Origin of the sequence: Thalassospira sp. UBA1131, assembly GCF_002311515.1 — a bacterium.
GTDB lineage: Bacteria > Pseudomonadota > Alphaproteobacteria > Rhodospirillales > Thalassospiraceae > Thalassospira.
The window spans coordinates 1-16,017 of record NZ_DCAO01000096.1 but is presented as its reverse complement, the minus strand read 5'-3'; the positions used below and the strand labels follow the sequence as shown (position 1 = coordinate 16,017).

General features: G+C 57.0%; 14 protein-coding genes and 1 pseudogene. 6 read left to right on the top strand and 9 right to left on the bottom strand.

Going from position 1 to position 16,017, the window contains the following annotated elements; all coding sequences use genetic code 11:
- Together B3Z49_RS14950 and rfbC are read left to right on the top strand one after the other, a co-directional pair.
- Nucleotides 1-348 (top strand): annotated as a pseudogene (locus B3Z49_RS14950) (hypothetical protein); the annotation flags it as partial.
- A gap of 6 nt (nt 349-354) precedes the next feature.
- Nucleotides 355-1,005 (top strand): dTDP-4-dehydrorhamnose 3,5-epimerase, encoded by a 651-nt coding sequence (gene rfbC / locus B3Z49_RS14945; RefSeq protein ID WP_296992323.1) that lies wholly within the window; start codon nt 355-357, stop codon nt 1,003-1,005.
- Between the two features lie 117 nt (nt 1,006-1,122).
- Here rfbC and B3Z49_RS14940 read toward each other — a convergent pair whose 3' ends face one another.
- The gene (locus B3Z49_RS14940; RefSeq protein ID WP_296992321.1) at nt 1,123-2,325 is read right to left on the bottom strand and encodes a M24 family metallopeptidase; all 1,203 of its coding nucleotides are present in this window, start codon (nt 2,323-2,325) and stop codon (nt 1,123-1,125) included.
- Between the two features lie 394 nt (nt 2,326-2,719).
- Here B3Z49_RS14940 and B3Z49_RS14935 point away from each other — a divergent pair, with 394 nt between their 5' ends.
- Both B3Z49_RS14935 and B3Z49_RS14930 read left to right on the top strand, forming a co-directional pair.
- A complete protein-coding gene (locus B3Z49_RS14935; protein WP_296992320.1) occupies nt 2,720-4,645 on the top strand; it encodes a transglycosylase domain-containing protein in 1,926 nt (641 codons plus the stop codon).
- A gap of 176 nt (nt 4,646-4,821) precedes the next feature.
- The gene (locus B3Z49_RS14930) at nt 4,822-6,828 is read left to right on the top strand and encodes a transglycosylase domain-containing protein (RefSeq protein WP_063085906.1); all 2,007 of its coding nucleotides are present in this window, start codon (nt 4,822-4,824) and stop codon (nt 6,826-6,828) included.
- Between the two features lie 627 nt (nt 6,829-7,455).
- On the opposite strand, the gene B3Z49_RS14925 is transcribed toward B3Z49_RS14930, so the two are convergent.
- Both B3Z49_RS14925 and B3Z49_RS22105 read right to left on the bottom strand, forming a co-directional pair.
- Nucleotides 7,456-8,238 (bottom strand): NAD(P)H-dependent oxidoreductase, encoded by a 783-nt coding sequence (locus tag B3Z49_RS14925; protein WP_296992318.1) that lies wholly within the window; start codon nt 8,236-8,238, stop codon nt 7,456-7,458.
- 36 nt (nt 8,239-8,274) lie between these two features.
- Nucleotides 8,275-8,487, bottom strand: a complete 213-nt coding sequence (locus B3Z49_RS22105; protein WP_414716262.1) for a zinc-binding dehydrogenase — start codon at nt 8,485-8,487, stop codon at nt 8,275-8,277.
- Nucleotides 8,488-8,567: 80 nt separating this feature from the next.
- On the opposite strand from B3Z49_RS22105, the gene B3Z49_RS14920 reads away from it, so the two are divergent.
- Nucleotides 8,568-9,461, top strand: a complete 894-nt coding sequence (locus tag B3Z49_RS14920) for a LysR family transcriptional regulator (RefSeq protein WP_296992317.1) — start codon at nt 8,568-8,570, stop codon at nt 9,459-9,461.
- 90 nt (nt 9,462-9,551) lie between these two features.
- On the opposite strand, the gene B3Z49_RS14915 is transcribed toward B3Z49_RS14920, so the two are convergent.
- From B3Z49_RS14915 to B3Z49_RS14895, 5 genes are all read right to left on the bottom strand, one after another.
- Nucleotides 9,552-9,806: a hypothetical protein gene (locus tag B3Z49_RS14915; RefSeq protein ID WP_296992316.1), complete on the bottom strand. Its 255-nt coding sequence runs from the start codon at nt 9,804-9,806 to the stop codon at nt 9,552-9,554.
- A 144-nt stretch (nt 9,807-9,950) separates the two neighbouring features.
- The gene (gene argE / locus B3Z49_RS14910) at nt 9,951-11,129 is read right to left on the bottom strand and encodes an acetylornithine deacetylase (RefSeq protein WP_296992314.1); all 1,179 of its coding nucleotides are present in this window, start codon (nt 11,127-11,129) and stop codon (nt 9,951-9,953) included.
- Between the two features lie 22 nt (nt 11,130-11,151).
- Complete coding sequence (locus tag B3Z49_RS14905) at nt 11,152-12,654, bottom strand: tripartite tricarboxylate transporter permease (RefSeq protein WP_296992312.1); 1,503 nt, start codon at nt 12,652-12,654, stop codon at nt 11,152-11,154.
- A 16-nt stretch (nt 12,655-12,670) separates the two neighbouring features.
- The gene (locus tag B3Z49_RS14900; protein WP_296992310.1) at nt 12,671-13,201 is read right to left on the bottom strand and encodes a tripartite tricarboxylate transporter TctB family protein; all 531 of its coding nucleotides are present in this window, start codon (nt 13,199-13,201) and stop codon (nt 12,671-12,673) included.
- A gap of 53 nt (nt 13,202-13,254) precedes the next feature.
- Entirely contained in the window at nt 13,255-14,244 is a 990-nt protein-coding gene (locus B3Z49_RS14895) for a Bug family tripartite tricarboxylate transporter substrate binding protein (RefSeq protein ID WP_296992308.1), read from the bottom strand.
- Between the two features lie 187 nt (nt 14,245-14,431).
- On the opposite strand from B3Z49_RS14895, the gene B3Z49_RS14890 reads away from it, so the two are divergent.
- The gene (locus tag B3Z49_RS14890; RefSeq protein ID WP_063085894.1) at nt 14,432-15,337 is read left to right on the top strand and encodes a LysR family transcriptional regulator; all 906 of its coding nucleotides are present in this window, start codon (nt 14,432-14,434) and stop codon (nt 15,335-15,337) included.
- An 83-nt stretch (nt 15,338-15,420) separates the two neighbouring features.
- On the opposite strand, the gene B3Z49_RS14885 is transcribed toward B3Z49_RS14890, so the two are convergent.
- Nucleotides 15,421-16,017, bottom strand: a 597-nt coding sequence (locus B3Z49_RS14885) for a LysE family translocator (protein WP_296992304.1), incomplete at its 5' end; no start/stop codon positions are given.

The following is a 16,017-nucleotide window of genomic DNA, read 5'->3' as shown; positions in this document are numbered from 1 at the left end:
CTGGTCCGCCACGAAGGATCAAACAGTTTCATCACGGTCTACCTTCATCGCATCCGCAAAAAGGGCGAGCCCGACATTGCCGGCTTTTTCTATTCGTCCTCGACGGATCTCAAAAACTGGTCGGAACCCAAACTGCTCTATCGCCAGCCCTTGCAACGCGACGCGGCAGAAGGCGAAACCTTTTCGGCCTATCCGTCGATCATCGACGAAGACAGCACAGATCGTCTGTTTGGCACGGTTGATGACGAGGCCAGCCTCGTTTTCGTCCGTCTTGTCCCGAAACCCTACAAGGATCGCTGGCGTGTACCGCGCCAACTGATCCGTGTTCCGATCTCGATCAAGGAGTAATGAACAATGCCTGTCGAATTTACCGCGTTTGATATCGAAGGTCCGGTTTTGTTTGTGCCCAACCGACATCGGGACAAACGCGGTGTTTTTGCTGAAACCTTTCGCTATGACGATTTCTGCGAGGTGGTGGGCGATATTGATCTGGTGCAGGAAAACCATTCGATCAGCGTTCCGATCAACACCATCCGCGGCCTGCATTTCCAGACCTGCCCCTATGCCCAGGGCAAACTGATCCGCGTGACACAAGGTGCCATCCTTGATGTCGCGGTCGATATCCGCCCGCTCTCCGCGACCTTTGGTAAACACATCAAGATCGAGCTCAGTGCAGAAAACTGGTACCAGCTCTGGATCCCCGAAGGCTTCGCCCACGGCTTCAAAACGCTCAAGCCCGACACCCACGTCATGTACAAGGCATCGAACTATTACAGTCCCGACCATGATCGCGGCATTGCCTGGAACGATCCCGATCTTGGTATCGACTGGCAGCTTTACGGCCAGCAGGCGGTGGTGTCCGAAAAGGACAGCAGACAGCCTCTATTGTCCGATCTGGACCCTGAGGCCCTTGGACCCATGGGGCGCACGCCGCCAAACCACGATTTCACACCGCTTAATCTCAACCGCGCGAATGTCACGGTTTTAAGTGCCAATCCATCGTGATTGGCCCACCGTGACATTATTGGGTGCGCACGGGTTGCCCATCCAGTCTCCCTGTCCGATGCGCACTCAATCGGGAAATGGGCCCGTTATCGGGCCCATTTCTTGAAACACGCTATCCTAACCAACCACATTGAAGTCCGGGCCATACGGGTATCCGGTGATGTTTTCATTGCCGTCTTCGGTAATCACCAGAATGTCATGCTCGCGATATCCACCGGCCCCCGGGTTGCCCTCGGCAATGGTTAGCATCGGCTCCATGCTGATCACCATGCCGGGCTCAAGTTTGGTGTCGATATCTTCACGCAGCTCAAGCCCGGCTTCCCGGCCATAATAGTGCGACAGCACGCCAAAGCTGTGCCCGTAACCAAATGTGCGATATTGCAGCAAATCCCGCTCGGCAAAGAAGGTGTTGATCTGCTCTGTCACCTGCGCGCAGGACGCACCGGGTTTAAGCAAGCTCATGCCATATTCATGGGCCGCGACATTGGCCTCCCAGATTTTCAGGCTGGCCACATCGACCTCGCCGACAAACAGCGTGCGTTCGAGTGCTGTGTAATAACCCGAAATCATCGGAAACGTGTTAAGCGACAGGATATCCCCACGCCTAAGCTTGCGCGCGGTTACCGGGTTATGCGCCCCGTCGGTATTGATGCCTGACTGGAACCAGACCCACGTATCGCGATATTCCGCATGCGGGAACCGCTTGGCGATTTCAAGTTCCATCGCATCGCGCCCGGCCATGGCAACATCAATCTCGCGCACCCCTTCCTTGATCGCATCCCGGATGGCATAGCCACCGACATCGGCAACCTGCGCGCCATGACGGATCAGGGCAATCTCGGCCGGTGATTTATGCATGCGCTGGCGCATGGTGGCCGGCGCAATATCGTGACTGCTGGCAGGCTTAAGGAACTCATCCAGAAGCGCCTTTTGCACAAGGCTCAGATGATCGCCCTCATAACCAATCACTTTGCCCGGCCCGGTCACCGAAAGAATGGCCCGCCAGTAATTATTTCGCGCCCAGTCGGTATAGGTGATGTTATCGCCATGACAGCGCCGCCACGGCTGGGCGGCATCAATCCCCGCACTGATCGTGACACTTTCAGATGCGGTCACGACAAGCCCGTAAGGCCGGCCAAAGGCGCAATAGAGGAAGCCTGAATAATAGGCGATGTTATGCATGGAGGTGAAAACACAGGCCTCAACACCGGTGTCATTCATGATCTTGCGCAAGCCCGCAAGACGGGCGTCATATTCGGCCGCCTCAAACGGCAGCACGCGGTCACCTTGGTGAAAACGGTAAAATTCCGGGCGATCCATAAGCGCGTTCCCTTTTTTACGCGTTGCGCATGCAAAGGGACAAAGACCTCCCCCTGTCATGACAACGACAAAGCAAGATCCCGGCGTTCAGGATATGTATGGTGATGGATTGGGCGCGTGCTTCTGATCGTTCTAACGCTGGCGACGCCATCGCCTGCCCACCCGGACATATTGAGAGATGGGCGCAAGTTGGCAAGCAAAATCTGCATCGCCATATCATTGATCACAGTCACCCGCCGCACGTTCGGATATGGTCGCGGCCATCACATCTCTTAGCAGCGGCGTTACCATACGTTCGTATGATAAATCTGGCGATTTAAAGTACTTTATTAACGGCTTGGCGCTTTACTGTCAGAGAATAAGCAAAAACCGCGAGCAATAACGGATATTCGGCGTGGCAGAAGAAAACGACGATAACGAACAAGGCGGCAGGACAGCGGCCAACGCAGCGATGAAACGCATCGCCGAAAAGGAACTGCGCGAGATCCGTAAACGTCAGCGCCGCAAACGCATGATCGTGTTCGGCCTGAGCTTCTCCTTGCTGTTCCTTGCCATCTTCGGCAGCCTGTTTACGATCAAGTCCAACCTTGATCTCAGCCGCAATATGGTGCGCAGCCCCGAAGTCCGTATTCTGGGGTATGACGGTGCGCTGCTTGAAACCATCAAGGGCCACTATAGCCAGGATGTCTCGCTGACCACCTTGCCCGAACGGGTTCAGAACGTTTTTGTCGCTGCCACCGATCCGACGTTTTTTGATCATCTGGGGGTTTCGGGTGCGGATGTCGCGCGCATGTTCAGCACCGAAAACGCGCCTGGCTCAACCATCACGATGAAGGTCGCGCGCAGCTTTTTTAAAACCAAGGACAGCGGCCCGGGCCGCCACATCCAGGAATTTCTTGTCGCCCTCTGGCTGGAATGGAGCTTCAGCAAGAAGACCATTTTGCGAAGCTACCTTGAACGCGCCTATGTCGGGCGCGGTATCTTTGGCATCTCGGCGGCATCGCGTCTTTGGTATGGCGGGCCTGCCGAACGCATGACCCTGCATCAGGCCGCTGTTCTGGCCGCCGCCATCAGCGATCCTGAAACCTTCAATCCGCTGTTTTATCCGCGCGAAACCGCCGAAGAAGCCAACAAGATTTTGGCCCGTCTCGCACAATACAAGTTTATCGAGGCGGATCGCGTGTCGGCCCTGACCTTGCTCGAACCGAAACTTGATGTGCAGTACGAAGAAAACGTCCTGTCGGGCTATGTCGTTGATATGGTGCTTGAAGAAGTCGCCGATATTGTCGGCTACAGCAGCCGCGACATTGATGTGCTCACCAGCATCGACTGGAAAATTCAAAATCTGGCACAGGAAATTGTGCCGGAAATCGCAGAACTGCGCTTTAAACCGCGCGGCGCGTCACAGACGGGATTGCTGTCCATCAGCCCCGAAGGCCGCATTCGCGCCCTGATCGGCGGGCTGAAATATTCACCCTTCCAGCGCAACCGGGTCACCGATGTCCGCCATTCGCCCGGGCGGATGATCAAGATCGCGACCTATTACTATGCGCTCAATGAAAACAGTGATCCGGCCCAATGGGTGCGCGATAACCGCATGGCGGTGGGCGGCTGGCGTCCGATCAACCCGGATCACGACTATATGGGCATGATTTCACTGCGCGAGGCATTTGTGCGTGATGTCAACACGGTGCCAACCAACCTTGCCGATCACTTTGGCCTGTTGAATGTCCGCCAATATGCCCACAATATCGGCATCAAAAGCCCGCTATCGAGTGATATCAGAACCGTCGTCGGCCTTGATCCGGTAACAATCAGCGACGTCACAGCCATTCATGCCTTGCCGCAAAATTCCGGCAAACCACCCCAGATGACCCTGATTAACCGGGTGTCCTATACGGGCGATAATAGCACCCCCCCTGTTTATCAGCGGGTCGAGGAAGTGCAGGAAAAACGCCTGACCGACGAGGGGATTCAGGCGTCCTACGTTTTGTTTGCCAGTGTCACCGACCCGCAAGTGCGTCTGGATCGTCCGTTTGCCGGATACGGCACGGTGGCCGGTGGCCGGACCGATGCATGGTATGTCGGGTTCTCGTCCGATCTGATCACAACCGTCTGGGCGGGGAATGACAATCGGTCACAGATGGATGTCCGCGGCGAGGTAGAACTTGCGTCTTTGTGGCGGTTATTTATGCTGGAAGCGCATGATGGTTTACCCATCCGTTCCATGGTCCGTGCATCGTCTGAACGCCGTCGCGCAGCCGATGGCGTCAAGGATCTGTGGAAAATGGGTCAAGTTGACAGTGCAAACGGACAATAACGGATAAAACCGTCGCAAAACGGGGAGACGGGGGACTCCCTCCTCGGTTGGGACATAAAAATTGAAATTCGCCGGAAAATGCGGCGCTATCGCCTGTCAGACGCACTTTGGGGTTGTGCGGATATGACGGGCCGGTTGGCGTGTGCACGGCCCGGACCAGACCGATAGGTGCTTTTGTGGCCCAAAGAGAATTCAAAAGGAAAAAGAGCGTCCGCAAAGGCGCAACAGGTTCCAAAAAGCCGAAAAAGCGCGTCAGCAGTTCGGGCAAGAAAGGCGGCAGTCTTTTTGCCCGTCTGGGCGATATGATTCCGGGGCCCGAAGCCATTGCCAAATTCATCGTGCTGGGCTCGATCTGGGTCATGGTTCTGGGCGGCGGGGTTGTTGCCTATTACGGCTATGGTCTGCCCGACAAGGTCAGCTTTGATGTCGCCAGTGAACGCAAACCGTCCATCCGCGTGATTAGTATCGATGGCCAAAACCTCGCGGCCTATGGCAACCGCTATGGCAACCCGGTCGAGGTCCGCAACCTTCCCGACTATGTCGGTCAGGCGTTTGTTTCCATCGAAGACCGCCGTTTTTATGACCATTTCGGGATTGATGTCGTCGGCATCATGCGCGCGGCATGGGCCAACCTGACCGCTGGCCGCATTGCCGAGGGCGGCAGCACCATCACCCAGCAGCTGGCCAAAAACCTGTTCCTGTCACCGGAACGCTCCTTTGGCCGCAAGATCGAAGAAGTGCTTCTGGCCATCTGGCTGGAATTCAAATTCGATAAGCAGCAAATCCTCTCGCTTTATCTCAACCGCATCTATTTCGGATCGGGCGTCTATGGCATCGATGCCGCTGCGCGCCATTATTTCGGCACCGATCCTAGGCGCCTGAACCTGTATGAAGCCGCCGTACTGGCAGGCCTGCCCAAGGCACCAAGTCGCTATAACCCGATGGTCGATCCGAAACTTGCGGCCGAACGCGCCAATGTCGTGCTGGAAGCCATGGCATCGACCGGTGCGCTGACCAAGGCACGCGCCGAACGGGCCAAACAGACCCGGGTCCGCACCGCACGTGCTGCACAGGCAGGGCCGGGGGTGCGCTATTTCACTGATTGGGTGCTTGATCGTGTGAAAGATTATGTCGGCTATGTCGATCAGGATCTTCTGGTTTATACCACGCTTGATTCCCGTCTTCAGGCCATCGCCGAAGAAAACCTTCTGCGTGCACTCGCCAGTAACGGGGCCAAGGAACACCATGTCGGTCAGGCCGCCCTTCTGGCGATGACCCCCGATGGGGCCGTGCGTGCCATGGTTGGCGGTCGTGACTACTACGAAAGCCAGTATAACCGTGTGACACAGGCCCGCCGCCAGCCGGGCTCGGTGTTCAAGCTGTTTGTCTATCTCGCCGGGCTTGAAAACGGCTTTGGCTCGAATGACTGGATGCGCGACGGCCCGATTGTCATTGATGGCTGGGAGCCGCGCAACTTTGATCGCAAACACCACGGCACCATGTCGATCCGCGATGCGGTGGCAACCTCGAACAACTCGATCGCGGTCCAGCTCTCGCTTGAAGTCGGTCTCGACAAGGTTATTCAGAAGGCGCGTGACATGGGTGTGTCTTCGGAACTCAAACCGGAACCAAGCCTGGCCCTCGGCACCAGCGAAGTCTCGATGCTTGAGCTCACCGGCGCCTATGCGATTGTTGCCAATGGCGGCTTTGCCGTCTTCCCGCACGCGGTCAGCAAGATCACCGGCAAGGGTGGCGAAGTGCTGTATGAACGCTCTGACGACTTCCCGGTCCGTCTGATGAACCCGCTGCATGCCGGGGAAATGAACAACATGCTGGCCGCCGTGGTGTCCAAGGGGACAGGGCGCAACGCCATCATCGACCGCCCGTCGGCGGGCAAGACCGGTACGACATCGGATTACCGCGATGCCTGGTTCATCGGCTACAGCTCCGATCTTGTCGCAGGCATCTGGATGGGCAATGACGATGGCAGCCCGATGGATGAACAGGTCACCGGCGGTGCCCTTCCGGCCGCACTCTGGCGTGACTTCATGCTGCACGCCCACCAAAACATCCCGGTCCGATCGCTTGGCAAGGCCGCACTCGCACGCTCCAAAAAGATCGGCGAAGACGACAGCTGGCGCGACTTCACCGCCGGCTACAGTTCGGGGAATACCAAGCAGTAAGGCACCTCAACTGTCTTTGACGAAATTACAGGCGGCCTTTGGGCCGCCTGTTTTCGTTCAACCCCTTTGCCCGCTCCGTCCCGCCGCATCCCATCCGTCATTCCCGCGAAGGCGGGAATCCACGACGGTTGCAATGCTGTATCGATTCCGGGTCTACGCTCCGCTTCGCCCGGAATGACGTTGCGGAACAGTTCCGGTTTCTCTTGCAGAACAGCACAAAAAAGACCGGCATCGATAAACGAGCCGGTCTTCAAGTTGGCTTGCTATGACCACGTCAGGGGGATGTGGCCGAGAGTTTCTCACCTGTCAGAATCCCGTTCATGCAGCATAGGTTCAGGAGACATTCTGCTGCGGGGTGCCACCTGCCGATGTCTCTTAACCGAACGTTCGTGTGATGCCGGAGACCCTGCGATATGTCAGATCATTGGCCAATCGCCGACCAGTCCTGTTCACCACCGTCGGCCCCGATGGGGAAGCCCACCGGTAAGTGCCGTAACCGTCGGTGCGCCGACGGTTACGGCGAGGGCATAGCCAGTCAGAAGCAGACCGGCCGGGGTATCGTTACGGCAAGATTGCGCGCGACATTCGGGACAAGCGCGATCCATGCCGGCGACATCGGTGTTGCTCTTATGCGTCGACCAGATCGGCAACGTGCGCGTCGAGGCCGGTTTGGCCCGGCGCAACATGGTCGGCCATGGTGTGGCGATCGGGGAAGTCGCCGCCGTTTTGCGACCGGAAAGGAATTGGCGTGTCGGTGAATAGCCCGGCGAGACGCACACGCCATGCTGCCTTGATCGCTTCCACTTCTTCCGCCGTGGAAACGTGAGCCGCGCCATAGACCGCGTGCGTCGGGAGCACGTCCATGCCGGGGTAAAACAGCGCGCCATGAGTCAGCGGGAACAGCAGTTGCTCGATCGGCCCGTTGATACCCCGCGGGCCATAGTCGGCCGCTGGGCCGCCCGTCTGCACGTTGACCAGCGCTCGCTTTCCCTTGAGGATGCCCTCGCCAAAGCGGAACTGGTTGGTGCCATTCTGATAGCCGTAGGCAAAGCCGAAGGCATAGACCCGCTCTATCCAGCCCTTCAGGATGGCGGGCGCGCCGTACCACCACAGCGGGAATTGCAGGATCACAGCATCGGCCTCGAGCAGCTTCTGCTGCTCGGCGATCACGTCGGGCGTCTGATTTCCGCTTCCGTAAGCATGGCCGGACTCCGCAATGAAAGACAGCCGTTCGGGATTGTCACGCATTGGGAAGTCATCGGCGTCATATACCGCCTTCCACTTCATGCCATAGAGATCCGAATGGACCACGGTGTGTCCCGCTGCCGACAACGTCTCAGTAGTCACATCAACCAGCTGCCGTGTCAGCGAAGTGGGTTCGGGGTGCGCGTAAACAACGAGAATTTTCATGATGATCTCTCCTTGATAGTTTTTTTGGGGAGGGTGTCAGTATTCGACGACAATTTTGCCAAAATGGCCGCCAGATTCCTGGAGCCCGAAGGCGTCCGCGATTTCGGCCAGCGGAAAGGAGCGGTCGGTCCGGGTTCGCCGGGGTCGGGGAGGTCCACCAACGTCAGGTCGTCGAGCCTTTGGTGCGGATAGGCTTGGATAGCTTTCTTCGGCGAACTGGTCTCCGTTCCGTCGGTTGAAACGCCGCAGGACTTAGCCCGCTTTCGGCCAATGTAGTGCGACTACTTTGTGTGTTGAAATCGAACGTTTTATGTGGTGCTATCGACGAAATGGATACCAAGAACCTTGATCTCGGACTTCTTGCAACGCTTGAGGTCCTGCTTGCAGAGCGCAACGTTACACACGCCGCGCGCCGGCTGAACCTCAGTCAGCCGGCCTTGTCGGCGCGGCTGGCAAGACTTCGTGATGTACTCGGCGATCCGCTCCTGATCCCGGGCCAGCGCGGCATGGTTCTGACCCAGCGGGCACTCGAGTTGATGCAGCCACTGCACGAGGCACTGGAGGGTGTTCGCCGCGTCGTCGAGCAAGGAACGCCGATTAATCCGGAGACCCTGCGTGCGACCGTGGTGATCGCGGCGAGCGACTACGTCCAGTATGCGCTGCTGGCACGCTACTCGGTCGCCTTGCGGGCCGAGGCGCCGATGATCCGCATCGCCTGGCGGGCGCTCGACCTGATGGCACTCCCGACACAGTTGGAGCGTGGTGAGGTGGACTTGGGCTTGGCAACGCCCGAGCACGCGCCGGCTGCGATGCGCCAGCGCCGACTCTTCGAGGAGGAGTATGTGGTTGTCGCGCGACAGGGGCATCCAGCCGTACGTGGTGTTCTTGATCTGGACTTGTTCTGCGCGTTGGACCACGTCGTCGTTTCGCCTCAGGGCGGCGGCTTTGCTGGGCCCACCGATGCGGCTCTTGAGGCAATCGGCCGCCGTCGTACCGTCGCTTTGTCCACATCGGGCTTCCTGATCGTTCCGGAGATCGTGTCACGATCCGATATGATTGCGCTGATCCCACGCCGGATCGCAGACGGTTGGTCGGACCGGTTGCAGGTGCTGGAACCGCCGCTCCACATACCCGGATTTGTCATCAACAGTATCTGGCACGAACGCACGACCAACCACCCAGCACAAAGCTGGCTGCGTGACAGGCTCGCTGCGTTGGCATGACGTTCGGCCCAACGCATAAAAGACTAGGCTCAAGACTCATTGAATGAGCCAGAACAAGATGGTCGCGGCAATACCAAGCAGTAAGGCACCTCAAGTGTCTTTGGCGAAACAACAGGCGGTCTTCGGGCCGCCTGTTTTCGTTAAAAACCCAATCCGGTTGTTCGTCATTCCCGCAAAGCCTGCCCCCGCGAAGGCGGGGGCGGGAAACCACGACGGCTGCAACGCTTCATGGATTCCGGGTCTACGCTCCGCTTCGCCCGGAATGACGTTGCGGAACAATTTTGGTTTCTCTTGCAGAACAGCACAAAAAAAAAGACCGGCATCGATAAACGAGCCGGTCTTCAAGTTGGCTTGCTATGACCACATCAGGGGAGATGTGGCCGGGAGTTTCTCACCTGTCAGAACCCCGTTGGTGCAGCATCGGGTTGGGAGACATTCTACTGCGGGGTACCAACTGACGGTGCGGGGTGGCGCGTCGTCATGGTGAGATCAGGCTGCAGCAGCCTGATCTGTGAGCGCTTCGAGGAAGTCCAGGCATTCCTCGATCTGCGAAATTTCAATGAACTCGTTGGGTTTATGGGCCTGCTCGATGCTGCCGGGGCCGCAAATGATCGACGGGATGTTGCCCTTTTTTTCAAACACCCCACCTTCCGAGCCATAAGACACCTTGCCGGAAATCTCCGGGATGATGTTGCTGACATAAGAAAACGCTTCCGCATCCGTGCAATCACCCATGCCCGGATAGGAAAAGATCTTCTCGAACGTGAACCCGGTATCGTCTGCCTTGGCCTTCATCTCGGCATCAAGGGTGTCCATGATGGTCTTTTGCAGATCGGCAATCACCGCTTCGGCGTCATGGTCGGGCAGATGGCGAATTTCAAAGGTAAACTCGCAATATTCAGGCGTCACGTTGGTCGCAGTGCCACCACTGATCGTGGTGGTCAGCATCGTGCTGTGCGGCACGGTGAAATCGGCATCAAACGGGCCGTTTTGTTCGAATTCACGGGCCTTGTCGGCAATCAGGTTGATCGCACGCGATGCATATTCAATGGCATTGACGTGATCAGGCGCAAACGAGCTGTGTCCTGCCGTGCCCGTCACGGCAACACGCATGGAATATTTGCCTTTCTGGCCGTTAATCACCTTCATGTTGGTCGGCTCGCCAATCACCGCCAAACGCGGTGGCGTGTCCATTTTCGCCAGATGATCGACCATCGATCCAACACCGATACAGCCGACTTCCTCGTCATAGGACAGGCAAAGATGAAACGGGATTTCAAGGTCGCGTTTGACCAGTTCCGGGATCATCGCCAGCGCACAGGCCGAAAAGCCTTTCATGTCGGCTGAACCGCGGCCAAACAGCTTGCCATCGCGCTCGGTCAGCTCAAATGCCGGGCTGACCCAGGTGGTCTCAAGGGCGGGGACCACATCGGTATGACCCGAAAGCGCAATACCCGGCACGCCTTTGGGGCCGATGGTCGCCAGAAGGTTGGCCTTCTGCCCGGTTTCATCGTGGAACAGCGTGGACTCAATGCCGTATTCCGCCAGATAGTCACGGACGAAATGGATCAGACCGAGATTGGAGTTTTTGCTCGTCGTGTCGAACGCCACCAGCTTGCCAAGCAGATCGATGGCATGATGAAGGCGGGACATGTTTGGTTTGGACATTTTTATCTTCTTGTTACTCGGTTTAATGCGCGGATGCACTCGTGGCATCGCGATTGTCGCGCCATTTCTTCCATTCGCGGCGAATGGTCAGAATGACGAACAGAACGGTCAGGGCAAAGAAGCCCCATGAAATCCATGACTGGAAGAAGACACCCAGATCACCGCGCGAAATCGCAAGTGACCGGCGCATATTGTCTTCAAACATCGGGCCAAGGATAAAGGCGATCAGGAACGGGGCGGCCGGGATGTTGAGCAACATCATGGCAAAACCAACCACACCCATCACCAGAAGGACGGTGACATCAAACGGGCTCGCCCCGATGGAATAGATGCCATAGACGCACAGGATCAGAATGCAGGGCAAAAGCAGCGTCTGGGGAATGCGCGAAATCTTGGTAAAGGCACCGGCCGTCGCCTTGCCGGCAACAAACAGGAAGACAGAACTAAACAGGATGCCGATAAACAGCGCATAGACATCGCCCAGATTGTTCTGGAACAGAAGCGGGCCGGGGGTCAGGCCATGGATCATGAAGGCACCCAGCATCACACCGGTAATCACATCGCCTGGCACACCAAGGGCCAGAAGCGGGATCATGGTCGCACCACACGCACCGTTATTGGCAGATTCGGACGCGGCAATGCCTTCAAGCTCGCCTTCGCCGAACTTGTCCCCGTTTTTCGAGGTCCGGCGCGCTTCGCTATAGGAAAAGAACGCCGCGGTCGACGGGCCGATGCCCGGGATCGCGCCCAGGATCACCCCAATGATCGACCCGCGACAGATCGATTTGATCGATCCGCGAAATTCCGCAAGGGTCAGGCGGTTATCGCCCAGTTTCATCGCCGCCGCATTATCTTCCGGGCGGAACACAATCATCTTGATCAGTTCCGGCAGGGCAAACAGGCCGATCAGAACCGGCACCATGCCAAGACCCGATTTCATGTCTTCGGAAAGCGCAAAACGGAACGATCCGTACATGTCTTCGCCAACGGTCGCCAGAAGCAGACCCAGGCAGGCCGAAATGATGCCAAGAACCAGCGACCGGCCCGAAATACTCGCCACAATGGTCAGCGAAAACGCCATCAGCATAAAGAATTCCGGCGGACCAACACGCAGCGCAAATGTCGCCAGCGGGATGGCGAGGAAAAACAGCGAAATGTTGGAAATGAAATCGCCGATGCAGCTTGAAATCAACGCCATGTTCAGCGCCTTGCCACCCTTGCCGGCCCGCGCCATCGGATAACCGTCAAGCACCGTGCACGCGGCCGATGCCGTACCCGGCGTCTTGATCAGGATGGCCGAGATTGATCCGCCGTAAGTTGACCCCTTGTACAGCGCAACCAAAAGCAAAATGCTGGTCACCGGGGACAGATAGAACGTAAACGGCAGGGCCAGGGTGACGGCCATGGTCCCGGTCATGCCCGGGATCGCGCCAATGATCACACCGCCCCAGATTCCGGCAAACATCGCCAGAAAATTCGGTAACGTTGCCACCTCCTGAAAGGCGTAAAGCAATTCATTCCACATAACGATGAACTCTCAATCAGATCAGGGTGGTCAGGTGGGAAATGTTCGCCGACAACAGCTTGCCCTTGGGGAAGGGCGTATGCGTGACTTCGGTAAACAGCAGATACAAAAGAACCGGGAAAATGATCGCAAGGCCGATCATCCAGAACTTGCGTTCGAAATTGCCCGTCATGACAAACAGCACGCCAAGCAACAACACCGTCGCCGGGACAAACCCGATCAGCGGCATGCCATACACAAAGGCGGCAAACACGATCAGGATACCGGCAAAACGCATCAGATGGGTCTTGTTGCCAAGGATGCGGTTGCCAAATCCTTCGACTTGGTTACGGCTGGCTTCGCGCATTTTCGGGAATGCCAGAACCAGCGCAAGCACACCCATCACCAACCCGATCACGGCGACCACGCGCGGCCACATGTCAGGCGGCGGGGCAAAGCCCGGAATGAAAGACGGAACCTTCACATAGATCGGGATCAGAACGAACAGGATGACGGCAAAGAACACCGTTGCCACCAGCCCGGCATAGAAATCACGATTTTGGTTCATGGTTCCGTCTCGCATCAAAAGTCTGAACTAAACGACGTTACAAAAACGTCTGCTTACTGGATGTAGCCGAACTTCTTGGCCATGCCGTTATAAAGCTCGAACTGGCTTTTGACGTAGGCAGCCGGATCTTCATCGCCGATGATCGAGGTCGAACCACGCTTCTCGGCAAGATCAAGCCACTGTTCATCGGTCGCAACCTGGCCAAGGATCTCGGTCCATTTGGCTACGACGTCTTCCGGAAGGCCTTTGGGCGCATAAAGACCGCTCCAGCCGCCAACCTGACCGGCCTGGGCATAACCCAGTTCTTTCGCGGTCGGAACGTCCGGCAGGGATGCCATACGTTTCGGCGAATAGACCATCAGCGGACGCATTTTACCGGCTTCGATGTGGGGCATCAGCGAACCAGCAGCAATGGCGAGAAAATCAACGTGACCGCCAAGCAGGGCAGCGGCCAGTGCAGAGCCGCCTTTGTATGGCACGAGGGTGGAGGCGGTCAGCGGGTCAAGACCAACGTCAGACAGCAATGCCTGAACCGTAAAGCCGTCAATCGCGGTGGGGCCGGATGCGGCATAGGTGGTGGCACCGTTGCTGTCTTTGATTTTGGCAATCAGCTCGTCGATGGTCTGGATCTCGGAATTGGCGTTCACAGCCAAAATCATCGGGGTCGCTTCAAGCATGCCAAGGAAGGTGTAGGCATCCCAGCCAACCGGGCTGTCGGTATAGACAGCCGGATAAAGCGCCATGCCAACACGCGACAGAAGAAGGGTATAGCCATCCGGGTCGGCTTCGGAAACGAAGCGCGCGCCGTTCATGCCGCCATTGCCGGTCTTGTTGACGACAACAACCGGCTGCCCGCCGGTATAGTTGCTTGCGGTTTCTGCCAGCGCACGGGCGGCCAGGTCAGATGCACCGCCGGCACCATAAGGTGCGACCAGCGTAATGGCTTTTTCGGGATAGGCGTCTGCCTGCGCGGTCGAAATCATCGATGTGGTTGCAAGGATTGCGGCAGCGATCCCGGCTGCTTTCTTAAGCTTGTGAAACATTTTCATGTCTCCCTGGGTGGTGGTGGCAGAATTGCCGAAGCTCAGACTGGTTTTCACTCTGTCTTTTGTTTTTGTGCCTTCTTGCATAGACAAACTATAACCGGTGACGCAAAAAATTAATTCCAGTATAACTAATTTACATACTGAACAGCGTTCTGCGGCCGAAATCCGGATTTGGGAAAGCACGATGAAACTGCGCGAACTCGAAAGCTTCAATGCCTTTATGACCCACGGTTCTGTGACGGGCGCGGCCCAGGCGATGAATATCAGCCAACCGATGGTCAGCCGACTGTTGAACAACTTTGAAAAATCGGTCGGGTTTGAACTGTTTACCCGCAAACGCAATCAGTTGATCGCGACGTCCGAGGCCCAGCAGTTTCATGCCACCGTGTTGCGATCACTCAATGCTTTCCGCGAGGTCGAAACCCAGGCGCGTGCGATTGCCAATGATCAGTTGGGTGCCATCCGCATCGCCGCCCAGCCGATCTATGTTGATACCTATCTGCTTGATGTTGTTGCCAAGTTCAAACAGGCCCATCCCAAGGTTTCGATCAGTATTACCGATACGGGCCTCGAAGGGATGCTCGACATGATTGCCACCCGGCAATGTGACCTCGGCATCGGCATTACCCTTGATCTGCAGGACCCGGATGTTGTGATCACCCCGCTGGCGCAATCGCGTGCCGTCTGTCTGATGCCGGTCGATCACAGGCTGGCGAAGTTTGAAACCATCGATATCGATTTGCTGCGCGGCGAAGACTTTGTTGAACTTTCCATTGGCTCACCGCTTCGCACCAAGATCGACTATATTTTCCAGATTGCCGGCTGGCCGCGCAAGATCGCGGTCGAGGCCCGCACGATCCGGACGATCTCGCGCCTTGTCGAACGCAATGTCGGCATTTCGGTCAGTGATCCGTTTGCAGCCCTTCTGGTCGACACCAACAAGGTGGTCGCCCGCACGCTCACGCCCACCATCGAATGGGATGTGGCACTGTTTACCGCGTCACGTGAACTGAGTGCGGTGGAAAAACGGTTTCTGGCTTTTCTGCGCGCCGAATTGCCAAATTTGCGCGCCAGCGGCTGTATTGTATGAGGATTTGATTTGGCCCTGTTTGGGGCGATACGCCGGAATCGGCCTATTATTCACTGAATTTGAATAATGACTCTGATTATTCATTATTTCCGGTCAAAGGCCAGCTTGGCTGCAAGGCCCAAAAAGATACATCCCGTGGCGATCTGAAAGGCGCGCGCAATCTTGGCCGAACGCGACAGAACCTGACCAATTTTCCCGGCAAAACTGCCGACCAGACAATTGATAATCGTCCCGCCGATATTCAAAATCAGCCCGAAAATCAGGAACTGCAACAAAACCGACCCGCGCGACGCATCAACAAACTGCGGAATAAACGCCAGCACAAAGACAATGATCTTGGGATTCAATAGGTTAACGACAATCCCGTCGCGCCAGGCAGTAAAGGCGCCGGAACGCTTGGTTTGTGCGGGTTTCAGGCGCTGATCGGTGCTTCGAAACGCGCCAATCGCCAGCCACACCAGATAGGCAATCCCCGCCCAGCGCAGCACATCAAGTGCCACCGGATGGGCGGCAACAAGGGCTGCCAGTCCAAGTCCCGCAAGCATGGTGTGGATCAGCGCACCGGTGGCAATCCCGAAGCTTGCCGCATTGCCCGCCATCGGCCCGGATTTGATGCCCTGACCCAGACAAAACAGCATGTCATTGCCCGGCGTCATGTTCAGCGCCAGGGCAGTGGGAAT

Coding starts and splice junctions, on each gene's coding strand:
- rfbC (WP_296992323.1), top strand. CDS start 355: ATGCCTGTCGAATTTACCGCGTTTGATATCGAAGGTCCGGTTTTGTTT.
- B3Z49_RS14940 (WP_296992321.1), bottom strand. CDS start 2,325: ATGGATCGCCCGGAATTTTACCGTTTTCACCAAGGTGACCGCGTGCTG.
- B3Z49_RS14925 (WP_296992318.1), bottom strand. CDS start 8,238: ATGAAAATTCTCGTTGTTTACGCGCACCCCGAACCCACTTCGCTGACA.
- B3Z49_RS14920 (WP_296992317.1), top strand. CDS start 8,568: ATGGATACCAAGAACCTTGATCTCGGACTTCTTGCAACGCTTGAGGTC.
- argE (WP_296992314.1), bottom strand. CDS start 11,129: ATGTCCAAACCAAACATGTCCCGCCTTCATCATGCCATCGATCTGCTT.
- B3Z49_RS14905 (WP_296992312.1), bottom strand. CDS start 12,654: ATGTGGAATGAATTGCTTTACGCCTTTCAGGAGGTGGCAACGTTACCG.
- B3Z49_RS14900 (WP_296992310.1), bottom strand. CDS start 13,201: ATGAACCAAAATCGTGATTTCTATGCCGGGCTGGTGGCAACGGTGTTC.
- B3Z49_RS14895 (WP_296992308.1), bottom strand. CDS start 14,244: ATGTTTCACAAGCTTAAGAAAGCAGCCGGGATCGCTGCCGCAATCCTT.
- B3Z49_RS14890 (WP_063085894.1), top strand. CDS start 14,432: ATGAAACTGCGCGAACTCGAAAGCTTCAATGCCTTTATGACCCACGGT.